Raw genomic sequence first — 17,975 nt, 5'->3', positions numbered from 1 at the left:
ATCGTATAGGTTCTTATAACAATTAATCAAATAAGAATCAACATTTGGCAATGCATAGCTTTTAGCAATGTATAAACCTCTATTATAAAACTCACGTACCTTTTAAAAAGTGCTAATATACAGCGCTTTTTTATACATAGATACATTTAAGCTAACGTAACCAAGAAATAAACTACTTACAACCTTAAGTATGATATGCTCAAATTTAAATAAACTGCAAAATTACTCCACCTTATTTTCGTTTAACAATTAACTCTACATATTAAAAGGGAGCAACATTTACTGTTGCTCCCTTTTGACATCCCCTACATAACCCTCTTAAACATCTTCTCCAACTCATAAGTTGAATGATGCACAAGAATCGGTCTTCCGTGCGGACAAGTATATGGGTTTGTTGTTGTACGTAGTTCTTCAAGTAAAGCGAATATTTGATCGTTCGTTAAATATTGATTTGCTTTAATTGATGCTTTACAGCTCATCATGATGGCTGCTTCTTCACGTAGTTTTTTAATATCAACTTTTTTTAGTTTGACGACTTGTTGCATTATTTCATCGATGATTTCTGTTTCTTTTCCTTTTGGGAACCATGTTGGGTGTGAACGAACGATAAAGGATTGATGACCGAATTGTTCTAGGAATAATCCCACCTTCTTTAACTCCTCTAATTGTTCTTCAACACGTAAAAATTCCGCAAGAGATAAATCAATACGATATGGTACAAGTAGTTCTTGGACTTCTTGTGCTACTTGTCCTACTTTATCACGGAAATATTCATAATTGATTCGCTCTTGCGCCGCATGCTGATCAATCATATATAACCCTTTATCATTTTGAGCGAAAATATAAGTTCCGTGCATTTGTCCAATTGGATAAAGCGGTGGTAAATCGTTTCCGTTCATTTCGATTTCTTGGATTTCTTCTACTTCTGCTAATTCAAAATCCTCATCATTGCTGTCCCAGCCTTTTTCTTCTTGAAGAGACTCTTCAATGATTGGTTTAGACGGTTGCCAATTGTTTTCTTCCCTTACTAAAGACTCAGGAGGTTGCCATTCTTGCTTTGGTGGTTGCCAAAGTAGATTTTGGTTTTGTGGTTTTGCTTGAACCTCTTCCTGTTTCTCATCCATCCCAGTCGGTAAGACGATATTTGGCATTGGTGGCTCTTTCGGCTTTGTATGTTCAAAGTGAAATTGTTCTTGCACACTTTCATCTTTTTCTTTTTTCTTCGTTGCAACACCAGCATCTGGAATAAGCTGCACTTTTTTAAATGCATCTTGCAATGTTTTTTCAATGAGTTGTAAGAGTTCTTGTTCTTTACTAAAGCGCACTTCTAATTTCGCTGGATGAACGTTTACATCCACTAACATCGGATCCATTTCAATCGATAGAAACCCAATAGGATAGCGCCCAACTGGAAGCAACGTATGATATCCTTGCTGCACAGCTTTCATTAATACATAGTTCCGAACGTAACGGCCATTTACAATTGTGGACATGTAATTACGAGATGCTCTTGTTACTTCAGGTAACGTTACATAACCACGAATCGTAAAGTCTAATGATTCTGCTTCAATTGGAATCAGCTTTTTCGCAACTTGAATGCTGTAAATCGCTGCAAGTACCTGTCTAACATCACCATTTCCTGATGTATGAAGCAGTTTTTTCTCATTATGAAACAGTTTCAAAGATACTTCTGGATGCGACATCGCAATGCGATACACAATATCCGTAATATTCCCTAGCTCTGTATGAATTGTTTTCATATATTTAAGGCGTGCTGGTGTGTTAAAAAACAAGTTTTGGACGGTAATATCTGTTCCCTTTCGGCTCGCCGTCTTTTCTTGCTTAATAATGTCTCCGCCTTTAATAATGAGATGCGTACCTGGCGCATCCCCTGTACTTGTAATTAGCTCTAATTCACTAACAGATGCAATACTTGGCAATGCCTCACCACGGAATCCAAGCGTCCGTATGCGAAACAAATCATTTTCATCTTTAATTTTACTGGTTGCATGTCGTTCAAAAGCAACGATGCAATCTTCTTCTGCAATGCCATCTCCATTATCGATGATGCGAATTTTCGATAATCCCGCTTCTTCTAAGTGGATTTCAATAGATGTACTATTCGCATCGATGGAATTTTCCACAAGTTCTTTTACAACTGAAGCAGGTCGTTCTACTACTTCCCCTGCAGCAATTAAGTTAGAGAGTTGATCATCGAGTTTGCGAATTTTCCCCATCTACTTACTCATCCTTTCTTTAACTTTTTCTGTAAACGATACAATTCATTTAATGCTTCTAGAGGCGTCATATCAAGTAAATCCATTTTTTTAATTTGCGTTAACACAGCTGTTTCTTTTTGATCAAGTATAGACTTGTCCTGTTTGTTCGCAGGCTGTTCTGCGGCAAAGAAAGATAGCTGTGATTCTTCCGCTTCTTCGTTCTTCTCTGGCATTGTTTCCACTTCTTCTTTTACAACGACTGGTTCTTGAACGATTTCTTCTTGGACTTTTACTTCTGCTCGTTTTGGAATGATGATTTCCTCTTGCCCTTCTAACTGCGCTAATACTTCTTTCGCACGAGCAATTAAGCTATCTGGAAGCTCTGCAAGCTGTGCAACATGAATCCCATAGCTTTTATCTGCTGCTCCGTCTTGAATTTTATGCAAGAAGACAACTTTCCCATTTTCTTCAATAGCTGAAACATGTACATTTTTCAGCTGTGCTAAACTTTCTTCTAACACTGTTAATTCATGATAATGTGTTGAGAATAATGTTTTCGCTCCAATTTGGTCATGGATGTGTTCGATGATTGCTTGTGCAAGTGCCATACCGTCATACGTAGAAGTACCGCGGCCAATTTCATCAAATAAAATTAAACTTCTTTCTGATGCATTTGCAATCGCATTTTTCGCTTCTAACATTTCAACCATAAACGTACTTTGACCTGAAATTAAATCATCTGCTGCTCCAATTCTCGTAAAGATTTGATCAAAGACTGGTAACACCGCTTCTGCTGCTGGCACAAAGCAACCGATTTGTGACATAACAGTAATAAGTGCTAATTGACGCATATACGTGCTTTTACCAGACATATTTGGACCTGTAATTAAAAAGACATCCATATTTTCTGGCATCATACAATCGTTTGGAACATACAGCTTTCCGTTTAATACTTTTTCTACAACAGGATGACGACCATCTTTAATAAAGATTTCACGCTTATCTGTTAAAACCGGTTTTACAAATTGTTCTTCTTCACTTACTGTAGCAAAACTTTGCAACACATCTAATTCACTAATAACTTTTGCTAAATGTTGTAACTTAGGAATAAATACTTTTACTTCTTCACGCAGTGCAGTGAATAAATCATACTCTAGTTGCACAATTTTTTCTTCTGCCTCTAAAATCAATGTTTCTTTTTCTTTTAATTCATCTGTAATAAAACGCTCCGCATTTGCAAGCGTCTGTTTGCGCTCATAACGCCCTTCTGGAAGCGAAGCAAGGTTGGCTTTTGTCACTTCAATATAGTAGCCAAAAATACGGTTGTAACCGATCTTTAACGATTTAATTCCTGTAATGTCACGTTCACGTTTTTCAAGCTCTGCAATCCATGTTTTTCCGTTTTTACTAACATAACGGTATTGATCTAACTTATCATTATAACCGCCTTTTATAATATCACCATCTTTTATAGAAAGCGGTGGATTTTCTTGGATACTTCTATCTAATAACTCTGTTAAACCTTCGCATGGATCAGCACCTTGAATTAACCTTGCTGCATAAGAATTGTCTATTAGACTAACCGCTTCTAAAATTGTTGGTATTTGCAGAAGTGAACGCTTTAATTGCAGTAAATCACGCGCATTGACACTACCATATGCAACTTTTCCTGCTAAACGTTCTAAATCATACACTTCTTTTAGTTTTTCTTTCAAATCTTCACGTAAGAAATAGTCATTCACAAATGTTTCAACCATTTCTAAGCGTTCTTCAATTTTTTCTTTCTGTATAAGCGGACGCTCCATCCACTGTTTTAACATACGACCGCCCATAGCTGTTTTCGTTTTATCTAATAGCCATAATAGCGAACCTGTTTTCTCTTTAGTTCGAAGCGTTTCTGTTAACTCTAAATTTCGTTTTGAATGTACATCAATTTTCATAAATTGATTTGTATAATAAATATCCACTGGTTGCAGGTGATCTAATGAACGTTTTTGCGTTCTTAGTACATAATTCAATAAGCGTCCCACTGCTGTAACTAATTTCGTTTGCGTTACATTTTTCACAAGATGCTCTAATCCTTCAGGAACTTTCGTTTCATCTTCATAAGAAATTGTCATTTTTAATGTTTCTGTTAGCTTGTTTAGCTCATCTTTTGAAAATGTAGACTCGACAACTATTTCTTTTGAACCTGTTGCATAGACTTCTAGCAAGATATCTTCTACCGTACCTGTTAACAATGTTACCGTATTTTGTCCTGTTGTTAAGTCATTACACGCTAGCGCATAAGAACCATCTTCAAAGTGTGTTAATGCCGCTAAAAAGTTATTTTCTTTCTCGTCAATTGTACGCCCTTCCATCATCGTCCCTGGCGTAATTAATTGCACTACTTCACGGCGCACTACTCCCTTAGCTGTTTTCGGGTCTTCTACTTGCTCACAAATCGCTACTTTGTATCCTTTTTCAACGAGCTGTTCAATATAATTTTTCGCCGCATGATATGGAACTCCACACATTGGTATACGATCGCTACTACCACCATCTCGGCTTGTTAGTGTGATTTCAAGTTCATGTGCCGCCTTAACCGCATCCTCAAAAAACATCTCATAAAAATCGCCTAATCTAAAAAATAAAAAGGCATCTTGATAGTCTGCCTTGACCTTTAAATATTGTTGTATCATAGGGGTATACTGAGTCATCTGTTTCCTCCATACTTCATAAAAATGTGCTATATATTTATATGCTACACTTCACGGATACTCTTATCTCCTCTTTTAGGAGTCTCTCTTCATTATAGCACATTTTCATCAGGAAAAATGTCCATTCAGTATCACTTATATAATATAAAAAGCTAGGAAGAAATTCTTCCTAGCCCTCCCTTACTCCTCTTCTGCATCTAAAATAAAGTTTGGATCTAATTCTTCAAATTCATCATCGCTAACCTCAAAATCACTATCGCCTTCTGGACATCCATCTGGGTTTATACTGACGCAAATTTTTGTTTCCCCAACTACTTCCGTTAGAAATTCACGCTCTACAGTTACAACAATTTTGTTACCATTCGGTGAAACAACCGCTTCTAAACAGTTCGGATGCTGAATAACACGAGCAATAATTTCGGAATCTTCACCAGAAAAATTTTTATCACGATAGCCGATGTTCACCTCATCTGTGTAGTTAATACGTTCTGTTACAACTTCCGTTTTCGTATTTTCATCAAACGAGTACCATGTATTCACATCGTAATACCCTTCAATTTCCACCATTTTCCCACTTCTTCTTGCCTCATATGTGTGATTAATTACCCAACATCCGAGAATACTTGTCGGTTCATTATTTGATTCACATGTATGCGTCGATTTTGTATACTTACGTCCTTTTCCAACTACTGCCTTTGTAATAATCTCTCTGAATTCGGACATTTAAAACCCTCCTCAATCGATATTCATTTAATCATATGCGTGACAATAGCGGAATGTGTCATTCTTTTTTTGAAAAGAGTATGTATCATTACAAAGTGAAACTTTAATCAGTAGTGGAGTTCTTCACCTTCACTACTCATTTCCCCTCACCAGTCAAGATTTTATGAGCAATATTAGCGGGATAAAAATAAAAAAAAAGATGTCTATAAGACATCTCTCTTAGCAACCGCAATTACCTTTTTTACTTTCTACTTCTGCACCAGTTTCTCCTTTTAATACATCTCCACCAGTCGAAATTAAAATTTCATCCGTTACGTTGTTAGAGATTGTGCTCGCTACAAGTTGCAATAAATCATTAACATATGTTTGTGAAGACTTGAATTCCTGTACAACCGGAATACTATCCAGTTTATCTTGAAGAGCATCAATTTCCGCTTCTACTTTTTTCAATGCTTCCCATTTCCCGTAATGCTGTAAGTTTACTGCTTGTTTTTGCAGTGCTTTTATTTCATCAATTGCACGCTTTACATTTTCATTCTTATGGATTTGTGCTTCTGCACGTTTAAAGAAATCCACTTCTTCTGTTTCAGCAATCATTTTCGCTAATTCTTTTGCTTGCTCAACAATTTCATCTTTTGTATATACTTTCATCTATTATTTCACCTCAATCGGCTCCTCAACTAATTCCCCGTTTAGAGACCAAGTTTTCGCTTCTGTTACCTTTACTTTTACAAGCTGACCGATTACAGATTTTGGAGCAACGAAGTTTACAAGTTTATTAGCACGTGTGTAACCTGCAAGTACGTCTGGATTATTCTTACTTTCCCCATCAACCAATACTTCAACAATCTGTCCCTCATATCGTTTATTCTTTTTCATAGAATACTCATTTACTAATGCATTTAAACGTTGTAAACGTTCTTTTTTCACTTCCATCGGGACATTATCCTGCATTTTTGCAGCTGGTGTTCCTTCACGAGGTGAATAAATGAATGTAAATGCACTATCAAATTCTACTTCACGATATAAAGACATCGTTTCCTCAAATTGCTCGTCTGTTTCATTCGGGAAACCAACGATAATATCAGTTGTTAATACTGCATTCGGAATCGCTTTTTTAATTTTACGTACAAGTTCTAAATAATGCTCACGTGAGTATTTACGCGCCATAATTTTAAGCATATCTGTGCTACCAGATTGTACTGGTAAGTGGATATGTTCTACTAAATTACCACCTTTTCCAAGCACCTCAACTAGGTGGTCATCAAAATCACGCGGGTGACTTGTTGTAAAGCGAATACGCGCTATATCAATCTTACGAAGTTCATCCATTAAATCACCAAGACCATATTCAGTATCATCGAAGTCTTTACCGTATGCATTTACGTTTTGACCAAGTAATGTAATTTCTTTATAACCATTTGCGGCTAAATGGCGAACTTCATTAATGATATCTTCTGGGCGACGGCTTCGTTCTTTCCCACGTGTATACGGTACGATACAATATGTACAGAATTTATCACATCCATACATAATGTTTACCCAAGCTTTAATATCACCACGGCGTACTTTCGGAAGGTTTTCAATTACATCTCCTTCTTTCGACCAAACTTCAACAACTGTCGCTTTAGAAAACATCGCATCTTTTAAAATATAAGGTAATCGATGAATATTATGTGTCCCAAATACCATATCTACATGTTGGTTTTTTTGCATAATTTTGTTTACAACAGATTCCTCTTGAGACATACAACCACATACACCGATTAAAAGATCCGGATTTCGTTGTTTTAATGATTTTAAATGGCCAAGCTCTCCGAATACTTTATTTTCAGCGTTTTCACGAATGGCACAAGTATTTAATAAAATTACATCTGCATCTTCTGTTGCAAATGTTGGTTCATATCCAAGCGCTGTAAAAATACCGGCCATTACTTCCGTATCATGCTCATTCATTTGACATCCGTAAGTACGGATATAAAACTTTCTTCCTGCACCAAAATTACGAAACTCTTCTGGTAGACCGAAATCACGATCAATTTTCACTTCTTCTTTCCCGCGCTTTTTCGCATCCTTTAAAGAAGGTGGCTGATATACACTTTCAAAGTATTTGCTATAATCTTTTTCTTCCTTTTTCGCAGAAGAATTTGCTTGTTGACTTGCTAATCGTTGTTGCTCGTTCATGGGTAATCTCCTTTCAACCTTAACTATACACTGTAGTCTATTCCAATAACGATCAGACCCATCTTAAAGATTAGAATAGTTTGAGAGATAACTTGCCCCTTTGAAACTCGAGTAATCGATCTAACCACCTATAAGAATGGAATCTTCCCGACACGAATAGACATTCCCTTTTTTATTGTTTTAATCTTGTCCTTGTAAAAAAGCATATTGCTTTATTTTCCATATACACTATCATAGTATAAAGTGTTTAGCCAAATTTAACAACAAAGAGACTACATCCCTCGCGCATCCTAAAGCGAATGAACATGATGTCCTAATACAACGATTCGTTAATTATTTTATCATTCTGAATTTTCTAAGTAAATATTTTATAATAAAATTCTCCTATATTATTCCAAACCGAAAGTAAAAAAACTGCCAATTGGCAGCTTTTTATTTCATGATTACATAAATTCAGCAACAAGCTCATCAAACATCTTTTGATCCATTTGTAAGTCAGCTTGAACTAAAGGTTTTTCACTGTAGCCTTTTACCAAATCTTGATAAGAAGGCTGTTCTGTATTTTGGTAAATCAGACCTGTTACTAGACCTTTGTTTTCCATCAGCGTTTGCATTGCAATCATACGGTTAGATGGATCATATCCTTCTACTGTGCTTAGTTTTGTTAAATTCTCTTTAAACCAATCATACGTATTTACTTTATTATAAGTAACACATGGGCTAAATACATTGATTAAAGAAAACCCTTTATGTTGAATACCAGCTTCGATCAGCTGCGTTAATTCTTTTAAATCACTAGAGAAACTCTGTGCCACAAAAGTCGCACCTGCTGTCAATGCCATTTCCATGACAGATAGTGCTGGTTCAATTGAACCTTGTGGTGTACTTTTCGTTTTAAATCCAGCTTCACTACGTGGTGAAGTTTGACCTTTTGTTAGCCCGTAAATTTGGTTATCCATTACGATATACGTAATGTCAATATTACGACGAATAGAATGGATTGTGTGTCCCATACCAATTGCAAAACCATCGCCGTCACCACCAGATGCGATAACTGTCAAATCACGGTTTGCCATTTTCACACCTTGTGCGATTGGAAGTGCACGTCCATGAATACTATGCACACCATAGGAATTAATATAACCTGAAATACGACCTGAACAGCCGATACCAGAAATAACTGCTAATTCGTCTGGATTTAAACCAACGTTAGCTGCTGCACGTTGAATCGCAGCTTGCACCGAGAAGTCTCCGCAACCTGGACACCAGTTTGGTTTTACACTGTTACGAAAGTCCTTAAATGTTGCCATTTAATACAACCCCTTTTTTGCATTCGTTGTAAATTTCTTTTGGTAAGAATGGATTTCCATCATATTTTAAGAGACTAGAAATTTTCTCACCATTACCAAGATTCATTTTCATAATGTTAGCAAGTTGACCAGTCGCATTGTTTTCTACTACAACAACGCGCTTCGCACTCTTCACAAGTGGATCGATTTCAGCCGTTGGGAACGGATGGATTAAACGCACATGAGCGTGATTTACTTTCATTCCTTCTTGCTCTAAACGTTCCATCGCTTCCTCAATTGCACCACGAGTAGAGTTAAAACCAACTAACAATACATCAGCATCATCATACTTGGCATTTTTATAAACAGGGGTATTGAACTTCAAATTCGCCATTTTACGGAAACGTTTGTCCATTTGTTCTTTACGATTCAGCGCTGATTCAGATGGTTTACCAGTCTCATCATGCTCTACACCAGTCACATGGTGAACACCATTTTTCATACCAGGTAGAACGCGTGGTGAAATACCATCTTCTGTCACTTCATAACGTTTGAAATATGCTTTATTTTCACGCTCTGGTAACTCTGCTTGTAAATCAAGCTTACCACGGCGAATTTCTACTTTATCTAACTTCAGTGGTTCAACTGTTTGTTTTCCTAAAGAAAGCTGTAAATCTGTTAAGAAGATAACTGGAACTTGATATTCTTCCGCTAAGTTAAACGCTTCTACAATATCATAGAACGCTTCTTCAACAGTACTTGGCGCCATTACGATTTTGGGAATTTCACCATGTGTTCCATAAATCATTGCCATTAAATCAGATTGTTCTTGTTTTGTTGGTAAACCCGTACTTGGACCACCACGTTGTGTATCTACGATTACAAGAGGTGTTTCTGTAATACCTGCTAAGCCAATCGCTTCCATCATTAAAGATAGACCTGGACCTGCCGATGCCGTTAATGTACGAACACCAGCATAGTTTGCACCAATAGCCATTGTACAAGCCGCAATTTCATCCTCAGTTTGGATTACAGTCCCGCCTACTTTTGGAAGCTTTTTAATTAAGTATTCCATAATTTCAGATGCAGGTGTAATTGGATATGCAGACATAAAGCGAGCACCACCAGCTACTGCTCCAAATGCAATCGCATCGTTACCGATCATAAACATGCGTTTTTGACCGTCAGCTTTTTCAAGCTGCATCATATTTACTTTCTCACCAAGCAATTCTTTCATATATTGAGAGCCGCGTTTGATTGCTTCCATATTCTTTTGAACGACTTGCTCTCCTTTGCGACCAAAGATCTCTTCAACAACCTCTAAATAAACAGTTTCATCTAACCCTAGTACCGAACTAGATGCTCCAACAGCAACCATGTTTTTCATTAATGATGTACCTAATTCTGAAGCAATATCTGTAAACGGTATCACATATAGATTCACATCTGCATTTTCAGGTATAGTCGGATTAAATTTCGCATCCGCAACAACAATTCCGCCTGGACGTAATTCGTGGAAATTAAAATCGATTGTTTCTTGATCAAATGCAATTAAAATATCTAAATCATCTGATATCGCGCGCACCTCAGTTGTACTTACGCGAATTTTATTATTTGTATGACCGCCTTTAATCCGTGATGAGAAGTGGCGGTAACCGTATAAGTAATATCCTAATCGGTTTAATGCAATACAGAAGATTTCTCCTGTACTTTCAATTCCTTCACCTTGTTGTCCTCCAACTTTCCATGAAAGTTGACTAATCATCTCCTACACCCCTTTTGGCTGCATTCATTGTAGTGTATTTTTTTACAGTAATAGTTTAGCACTTTTTATACAAATAAACTACAATGGACGCAAATTATACCTCTTCTGACTTCCCTGAATCTTTTGTATAATCTTAATTCGTCTACCATTCTAGCCTTACCATACAAAAAAAGCAATAAATTGTTTTTATTTCGTTTTAATTTTTTAAATTTTTAAATTATTTATATTAACTATTTTAAATCCAACACTAAAAAGGAATATGTTCAACAAAATTATCATATAAAAAATTGCGAACACTTGCCTCACTGTATCTTTTACAAAGTTCATTAATTATATGTTCATAGCTCCTATACGCTTCTATTCCTACCGCCATCTCTGGCATACCATCAAAATCCGAGCCAAATCCTATATTTTTCTCTCCTCCAAGCGAACAAATATGTTCTACATGACGTAATATATCATCTATATAGGCTGGTCGATGATTCGTTAAAAACTCAGGTACAAAGTTCACACCAATCACAGCATTTTTTTGAATCAGTACTCGTATTTGTTCGTCTTTGAGATTACGTGGATGATGACACAGATTGTGACAATTCGAATGTGAAGCAATTGGATATTGAGCGATTTCCATTACATCCCAAAATCCTTTTTCATTTAAATGAGATACATCTGTCCATAAACGAAACGAATTAAGTTCTTGTACAACTTTTTTACCAAAAGCAGTTAACCCTGCTCCCCTTGTTTCCAGTGCACCATCAGCTAGTAAATTCGCATAGTTCCATGTTAACCCGAAAGATCGTACTCCTAAGCGATAAAACAAGCGCAATTTCATCATTTCTTTCCCAATCGCTTCGCACCCTTCTAATGTTAAAATGGCGCCAATTTCACTCTTTCCTAACTGCTTTATATCTTTTTTCGTCTGTATCAATTTCATACCTGGTAGCGATAAAATTTCCTTATGAAATATATCTACCATAGTTAGGGCAACTTCAAAACGTTCTTCATACGCTACTGTTTCCGGTACATATATCGCAAAGCATTGTATACTTCCTTTTCTCCGCTCTAATTGTTCAAAAGTAATATATAATGCTGGATCACTTTGGAAATGTTTTTTTCCTTTTGCATTCCATAATTGCCATAACACATCACAATGCGCATCAAAAACTTTCATTCCCTTGCCCCCTTTACCATAAAAACAACCTGTTTGCACACAAGCAAACAGGTTGTTCAAATTTAACGAGGTTCTACAATTAGCTTTATCGCTGTACGTTCTTCACCATCAATCATAATGTCTGTAAAAGCTGGGATACAAATCAAATCCAAACCACTAGGCGCTACAAATCCTCTTGCAATTGCTACTGCCTTCACGGCTTGATTCAATGCACCTGCACCAATAGCTTGAATTTCTGCTGTTCCGCGTTCACGAATCACTCCAGCAAGTGCACCAGCTACAGAGTTAGGGACCGAAGTTGCTTTAACTTTTAATATTTCCATTCCACGTTTCCTCCTCGTTTCTAAAAAAAGTATTAGCGATTATTTCACTTTAACTTATATTCACGAGGAACGAGGCGTATTCCTGCTAAATCTCTGTAATTTTTCTAAAAAATTAAAATATAATGTTTTTTCTAAATTTTATAGAAAACTATTCAAAAAATGGCTGATCATCATTAATTAAAATGCGCTCAATTTTTTTCGCTTTTCCTGTATTTGGATCCACATCAATTAGTACTGCACTTAATTGTGTTCTACCATTTGTCACTTCAAAACGCACAGGTAAATTTGTTAAGAACTTTTTCAGTACAGCTTCACGATCCATACCTAAAATTCCATCATATGGGCCTGTCATACCTACATCTGTAATATACGCTGTCCCGCTTGGTAAAATACGATTATCAGCCGTAGGAACATGTGTATGCGTTCCTACTACCGCTGTAGCACGACCATCTACATACCAGCCGAGCGCTTGCTTTTCACTTGTTGTCTCAGCATGAAAATCAATAAAGATAATATTCGTGCGTTTTTTCGCAATATTAATTAACTCATCTACTTTTCGGAATGGACAATCAATTGGTGGAAGGAATGTACGACCTTGCAAGTTAATTACTGCTACTTCCGTACCATTACAATTCACGAAAATAAGACCTTTTCCAGGAGTTCCTTCTGGAAAATTGGCCGGCCTTGCAAGATATTTAGCATCATCAATAAATTCAAACACTTCACGGTTATCCCAAGCATGATTTCCAAGTGTAACTGCTTGTGCACCACATTCTAAAAAGTTTCGGTATATTTTCTCTGTAATACCACGACCACCTGCTGCATTTTCTCCATTAATAATTGTTACTGTAGGTGTATATTTTTTCTTTAATGCCGGTACGTATTGTTGAATCATCCCTCTACCAGGAGATCCTACTACATCCCCAACGAATAATATTCTCATATCTATTACCCTTTCTATATACTACTTTTTCATTACCATACCATATTACAAGCTATTCACTTGTAATAAAATCATATTGCTCATTTTAAATTCCCTGCCATCCTACTATAAAAATAATGTATAAGGGCTATTTACGGTGATGGAAGTGTCACTTTATTTTACCCAATTCCAACACAAAAAAATAAAGTGGCATTTCACCACTTTATTTTGCGTATTCCACTGCACGTGTTTCACGAATAACAGTTACTTTAATATGGCCTGGGTAATCCAGTTCATTTTCGATACGCTTTCGAATATCACGTGCTAAACGATGAGCTTCTAAATCATCGATTGTATCTGGTTTTACCAGAATGCGAACTTCACGTCCTGCTTGAATTGCAAAAGATTTTTCTACGCCTTCATAAGACTCTGAAATTTCTTCTAATTTTTCAAGACGACGAATATAGTTTTCAAGCGTCTCACTACGAGCTCCTGGTCTTGCAGCTGACAATGCATCTGCCGCAGCAACTAGAACTGCAATGATTGAAGTTGGTTCCGTATCACCATGGTGAGATGCGATACTATTTATAACAACAGGGTGCTCTTTATATTTCGTTGCGAGTTCGACACCAATCTCAACGTGACTACCTTCTACCTCATGATCAATTGCTTTTCCGATATCATGTAATAGACCAGCACGTCTTGCTAGTTTTTCGTCCTCACCAAGCTCTGCCGCCATAAGTCCTGTTAAGTACGCTACTTCCATAGAGTGTTTCAACACGTTTTGTCCATAACTTGTACGGTATTTCAAACGACCTAAAATCTTAATTAGATCTGGATGTAATCCATGGACACCTACTTCAAATGTTGTTTGTTCTCCTACTTCACGAATATACTCATCCACTTCACGTCTTGATTTTTCGACCATTTCTTCAATACGTGCTGGGTGAATACGTCCATCCTGTACGAGCTTATCAAGAGCGATACGAGCTGTTTCACGACGAATTGGATCAAATCCAGATAAGATTACTGCTTCTGGTGTATCATCAATAATAAGGTCAATACCTGTTAACGTTTCTAACGTACGAATATTACGACCTTCACGCCCAATAATACGTCCCTTCATTTCGTCATTTGGAAGATTTACAACCGAAACGGTTGTTTCAGCAACATGATCAGCTGCACATCTTTGCATTGCAAGAGATAAAATCTCTTTTGCCTTCTTATCCGCCTCTTCTTTCGCACGAACTTCACTTTCTTTTACCATAACGGCAATTTCATGAGAAATTTCACTTTCTACTTTCCCTAAAATGATTGCTTTCGCTTGTTCGCGTGTTAGATTAGAAATGCGCTCTAATTCCGTTTGTTGCTTTTGAACTAACTCTCCCACTTTGCTTTCCAACTCTTCAATCTGTTGTTGTCTCGCTACAAGAGATTCCTCTTTCTTTTCTAACATTTGCTCGCGCTTATCGAGCGTTTCGTCTTTACGATCAAGGTTCTCTTCTTTTTGCATTAAACGATTTTCTTGTTTTTGTAATTCGCTTCTACGATCACGAATTTCTAATTCAGCTTCTGTACGAAGTGTATGAATTTCATCCTTTGCTTCTAAAAGCGCTTCTTTTTTAAGTGCCTCTGCTTCGCGATTCGCTTCGTCTAAAATACGCTTCGCTTCATTATCAGCACCATTAATCTTCGCTTCTGCAATAGACTTTCGAACAAAAAAGCCAACAACTGCACCGACTGTTGCAAGCAAAATGGAGATGAGTATCCAAACTGTACTACTCATGATTTCACCTCCCCTTGCTATGAATGAAAAAAGACTGTCGGCATGTACATTGAATTGCAACGTACAGCAAAGACCGTCGTCCCGCTTTTTTAAGGGACTTTCTTCATTTCACAATTAAAATGTCATATTATTATTTCGGTAAGATTTAAATCTTACTCCGAATATTACTTCTCTTCTAGAGAAGAGTATATCGTATATAAGAAAAAATATACATTCTCATTGTATCTATCGCATTTTTCATTGTCAAGCGTTGTCTACTTTTACTTTCTTTCCCTTTGCCCTATGAATCTTCCCCTAAAAAGAAAAGCGGGTACCATATTATCATGACAAGCTATACTAGAACCCATCTAATACGCTTAAAAACGTATAGAAATCCATCTTCATACTATTTTAGTAGGATAAGGCGAAAACTCCATCAGCAAAGACCTTGCTGCCTACAATAACCGAAAAAAATAAAAGACACGAAATCGTGTCTTTTATTTTTCAAGAAGAGTTCCCTCTTCCATGCTTTCAGGAGCAGAATCTTCACCAATTCCATGATGTTCACGAATAAAGAATGCAATTTCATCTCTTAATTCTGGATTTTCTTTTAAGAATTGTTTTGCATTTTCGCGCCCTTGTCCTAAACGTTCTTCATTATAAGAATACCAAGCACCACTTTTTTGAACGATATCAAGTTCAGAAGCCATATCTAAAATTTCGCCTTCTCTTGAAATTCCTTCTCCGTACATAATATCAACTTCAGCAACACGGAAAGGAGGTGCCACTTTATTTTTTACTACTTTTATTTTTGTTTTGTTACCAACAATATCATTGCCTTGCTTTAATTGCTCAGCACGACGTACCTCAAGACGAACTGTTGAATAGAACTTCAACGCACGACCACCTGGAGTTGTTTCTGGGTTCCCGAACATAACCCCAACTTTTTCACGAATTTGGTTAATAAAGATTGCAATTGTTTTCGATTTATTAATTGCACCAGAAAGCTTACGAAGTGCTTGTGACATTAAACGCGCTTGTAAACCAACGTGAGAGTCACCCATCTCCCCTTCAATTTCCGCTTTTGGTACAAGAGCTGCTACAGAGTCAATTACGATAATATCAATTGCACCGCTTCGAACTAATGCCTCTGCAATTTCTAGTCCTTGTTCCCCTGTATCAGGCTGTGATAATAGTAACTCATCAATATTAACACCTAACTTCTGTGCATATACAGGATCCATCGCATGCTCTGCATCAATAAATGCTGCTTGTCCACCTTGACGTTGTACTTCCGCAATCGCATGTAATGAAACTGTTGTTTTACCTGAACTTTCAGGTCCATAGATTTCGATAATACGACCGCGTGGATAACCACCAACTCCAAGCGCTACATCAAGTGCTAACGAACCACTTGGCACCGTTGAAATTCTACGTTCTGCCTGTTCTCCTAACTTCATGATTGAACCTTTACCGAATTGCTTCTCTATTTGTTTTAACGCCATATCTAATGCCGCTTGACGATCACTCATTCAAATTCCTCCTTAACTGAATTGCTAATCTTATTATACCTATTTTCATTTCAATTTGCCAACAAAAATCGAACATTTATTCGTTTTTTTATTTCCAAATTGAAAATACCTATTTTTCACCATAAAAAAACTAGAAGAAACTCACATCTCTTCTAGTTTTTTATACAAATGATAAAATCCATATTTCACAGATCGTTCTCTAATTTGTTGACGACTTCCACTTAAAGTAAGAGGAAAGACCGCTGTCGGCTCATCCTTAATTGCTAGCCCAACAAATACAGTACCCGGTTCTTTATTTTCTGAAGCTTCCGGTCCTGCTACTCCAGTGAAACTAATCCCGATATCCGCTTTTAAAAGTGTTTTAACATTTTCAGCAAGAAAACGTGCACACTCTTCACTAACTGCCCCAGCTGTTTGTAATGTTTCTTCAGGTACGTGCAATATGTGCTGCTTTACGTCATTCTGATAGCAAATGACACCGCCTTTAAAAATAGAAGACACACCAGCATTTTCTGTTACTTGATTCCCAAAAAGACCACCCGTTAAACTTTCGGCACAAGCTAAAGTAAAACCTTTCTTCTTCAATAAATCAATTGCTTTATAATGAAGAAAATCTTGGTTATATCCGTAGAAAAATTCTCCTACTCTTTCTAAAATCAAGCTTTCCACGTGTTGAATTAACATTTCTGCATGCTTCACATCGTGATGCTTTGCTGTTAAACGAAGTGTCACCTCTCCATCAGAAGCAAGCGGCGCAATTGTTGGGTTCGTTTGTCTATCAATTAAATCTTGTACTTTCACTTCTAGTTGGGATTCGCCAATGCCAAAAAAGCGAAGAACACGAGAATAAATGCTCTCTCCAGTTGTAAAGTTACGTAAAAATGGGTCTACGTAGTTCGTATACATTGGTTGCATTTCCTTCGGTGGACCTGGTAATAAAATATAAACTTTTTCATTTTTATTTAATCCCATTCCTGGCGCCATACCGTGATCATTTGCAAATACTGCCGAGCCATTTAAAACAAGTGCTTGTTTCTTATTATTCTCTGTAAACTCACGGCCAGTACGCTTATAATACTCACTAATGGACGTTAAAGCAATTTCGTCATAAACAAGTTCTTCACCAATAACAGACGCAATTGTTTCTTTTGTTAAATCATCTTTTGTCGGCCCAAGTCCACCTGTAAAAATGAGTATATCTGCACGCTTCTCAGCAATTTGAATTGCCTCTTGTAAACGATGGTTATTATCCCCTACCACAGTATGATAATACACATTGATCCCAATGGAAGCCAATTTTTCAGATAAAAACTGCGCATTTGTATTTGTAATTTGCCCGAGTAACAATTCTGTTCCAACCGCAATAATTTCGGCATTCATTCC

General features: G+C 36.9%; 13 protein-coding genes. All 13 read right to left on the bottom strand.

What is annotated here, in order from left to right; all coding sequences use genetic code 11:
• Window positions 1-305 precede the first annotated feature (305 nt).
• Window positions 306-2,237 carry a DNA mismatch repair endonuclease MutL gene (gene mutL, locus V7183_RS03505; protein ID WP_335358671.1) on the bottom strand — a complete coding sequence of 644 codons (1,932 nt, stop codon included), beginning with the start codon at window positions 2,235-2,237 and terminating at the stop codon, window positions 306-308.
• 8 nt (window positions 2,238-2,245) lie between these two features.
• Window positions 2,246-4,918: a DNA mismatch repair protein MutS gene (gene mutS / locus V7183_RS03500; protein ID WP_335358670.1), complete on the bottom strand. Its 2,673-nt coding sequence runs from the start codon at window positions 4,916-4,918 to the stop codon at window positions 2,246-2,248.
• 180 nt (window positions 4,919-5,098) lie between these two features.
• Complete coding sequence (cotE, locus tag V7183_RS03495) at window positions 5,099-5,641, bottom strand: outer spore coat protein CotE (RefSeq protein ID WP_097895303.1); 543 nt, start codon at window positions 5,639-5,641, stop codon at window positions 5,099-5,101.
• A gap of 219 nt (window positions 5,642-5,860) precedes the next feature.
• Window positions 5,861-6,292, bottom strand: a complete 432-nt coding sequence (locus V7183_RS03490) for a RicAFT regulatory complex protein RicA family protein (protein WP_335358669.1) — start codon at window positions 6,290-6,292, stop codon at window positions 5,861-5,863.
• A gap of 3 nt (window positions 6,293-6,295) precedes the next feature.
• Window positions 6,296-7,825, bottom strand: a complete 1,530-nt coding sequence (gene miaB / locus V7183_RS03485) for a tRNA (N6-isopentenyl adenosine(37)-C2)-methylthiotransferase MiaB (protein WP_097895300.1) — start codon at window positions 7,823-7,825, stop codon at window positions 6,296-6,298.
• A gap of 443 nt (window positions 7,826-8,268) precedes the next feature.
• Window positions 8,269-9,135: a 2-oxoacid:ferredoxin oxidoreductase subunit beta gene (locus V7183_RS03480; protein ID WP_097895298.1), complete on the bottom strand. Its 867-nt coding sequence runs from the start codon at window positions 9,133-9,135 to the stop codon at window positions 8,269-8,271.
• On the bottom strand, window positions 9,122-10,879 hold the full coding sequence (locus V7183_RS03475; RefSeq protein ID WP_097895297.1) for a 2-oxoacid:acceptor oxidoreductase subunit alpha: 1,758 nt from the start codon (window positions 10,877-10,879) through the stop codon (window positions 9,122-9,124). The genes V7183_RS03480 and V7183_RS03475 overlap by 14 nt, the downstream gene beginning before the upstream one ends.
• Window positions 10,880-11,126: 247 nt before the next feature.
• Window positions 11,127-12,050, bottom strand: coding sequence for a dipeptidase (locus tag V7183_RS03470; protein WP_097895296.1), 924 nt, complete (start codon window positions 12,048-12,050; stop codon window positions 11,127-11,129).
• Window positions 12,051-12,112: 62 nt separating this feature from the next.
• On the bottom strand, window positions 12,113-12,373 hold the full coding sequence (gene spoVS, locus V7183_RS03465) for a stage V sporulation protein SpoVS (protein WP_000404341.1): 261 nt from the start codon (window positions 12,371-12,373) through the stop codon (window positions 12,113-12,115).
• 148 nt (window positions 12,374-12,521) lie between these two features.
• Window positions 12,522-13,316, bottom strand: coding sequence for a TIGR00282 family metallophosphoesterase (locus tag V7183_RS03460; protein ID WP_003199419.1), 795 nt, complete (start codon window positions 13,314-13,316; stop codon window positions 12,522-12,524).
• 202 nt (window positions 13,317-13,518) lie between these two features.
• The gene (gene rny / locus V7183_RS03455) at window positions 13,519-15,081 is read right to left on the bottom strand and encodes a ribonuclease Y (protein WP_097895294.1); all 1,563 of its coding nucleotides are present in this window, start codon (window positions 15,079-15,081) and stop codon (window positions 13,519-13,521) included.
• Between the two features lie 476 nt (window positions 15,082-15,557).
• Window positions 15,558-16,592: a recombinase RecA gene (gene recA, locus V7183_RS03450; RefSeq protein WP_335358668.1), complete on the bottom strand. Its 1,035-nt coding sequence runs from the start codon at window positions 16,590-16,592 to the stop codon at window positions 15,558-15,560.
• Between the two features lie 141 nt (window positions 16,593-16,733).
• Window positions 16,734-17,972 (bottom strand): competence/damage-inducible protein A, encoded by a 1,239-nt coding sequence (locus tag V7183_RS03445; protein WP_335358667.1) that lies wholly within the window; start codon window positions 17,970-17,972, stop codon window positions 16,734-16,736.
• Between the last annotated feature and the right edge of the window lie 3 nt (window positions 17,973-17,975).

This window comes from Bacillus sp. JJ1127 (genome assembly GCF_036965845.1).
Taxonomy (GTDB): domain Bacteria; phylum Bacillota; class Bacilli; order Bacillales; family Bacillaceae_G; genus Bacillus_A.
This window is presented reverse-complemented; position numbering and strand designations above follow the sequence as displayed.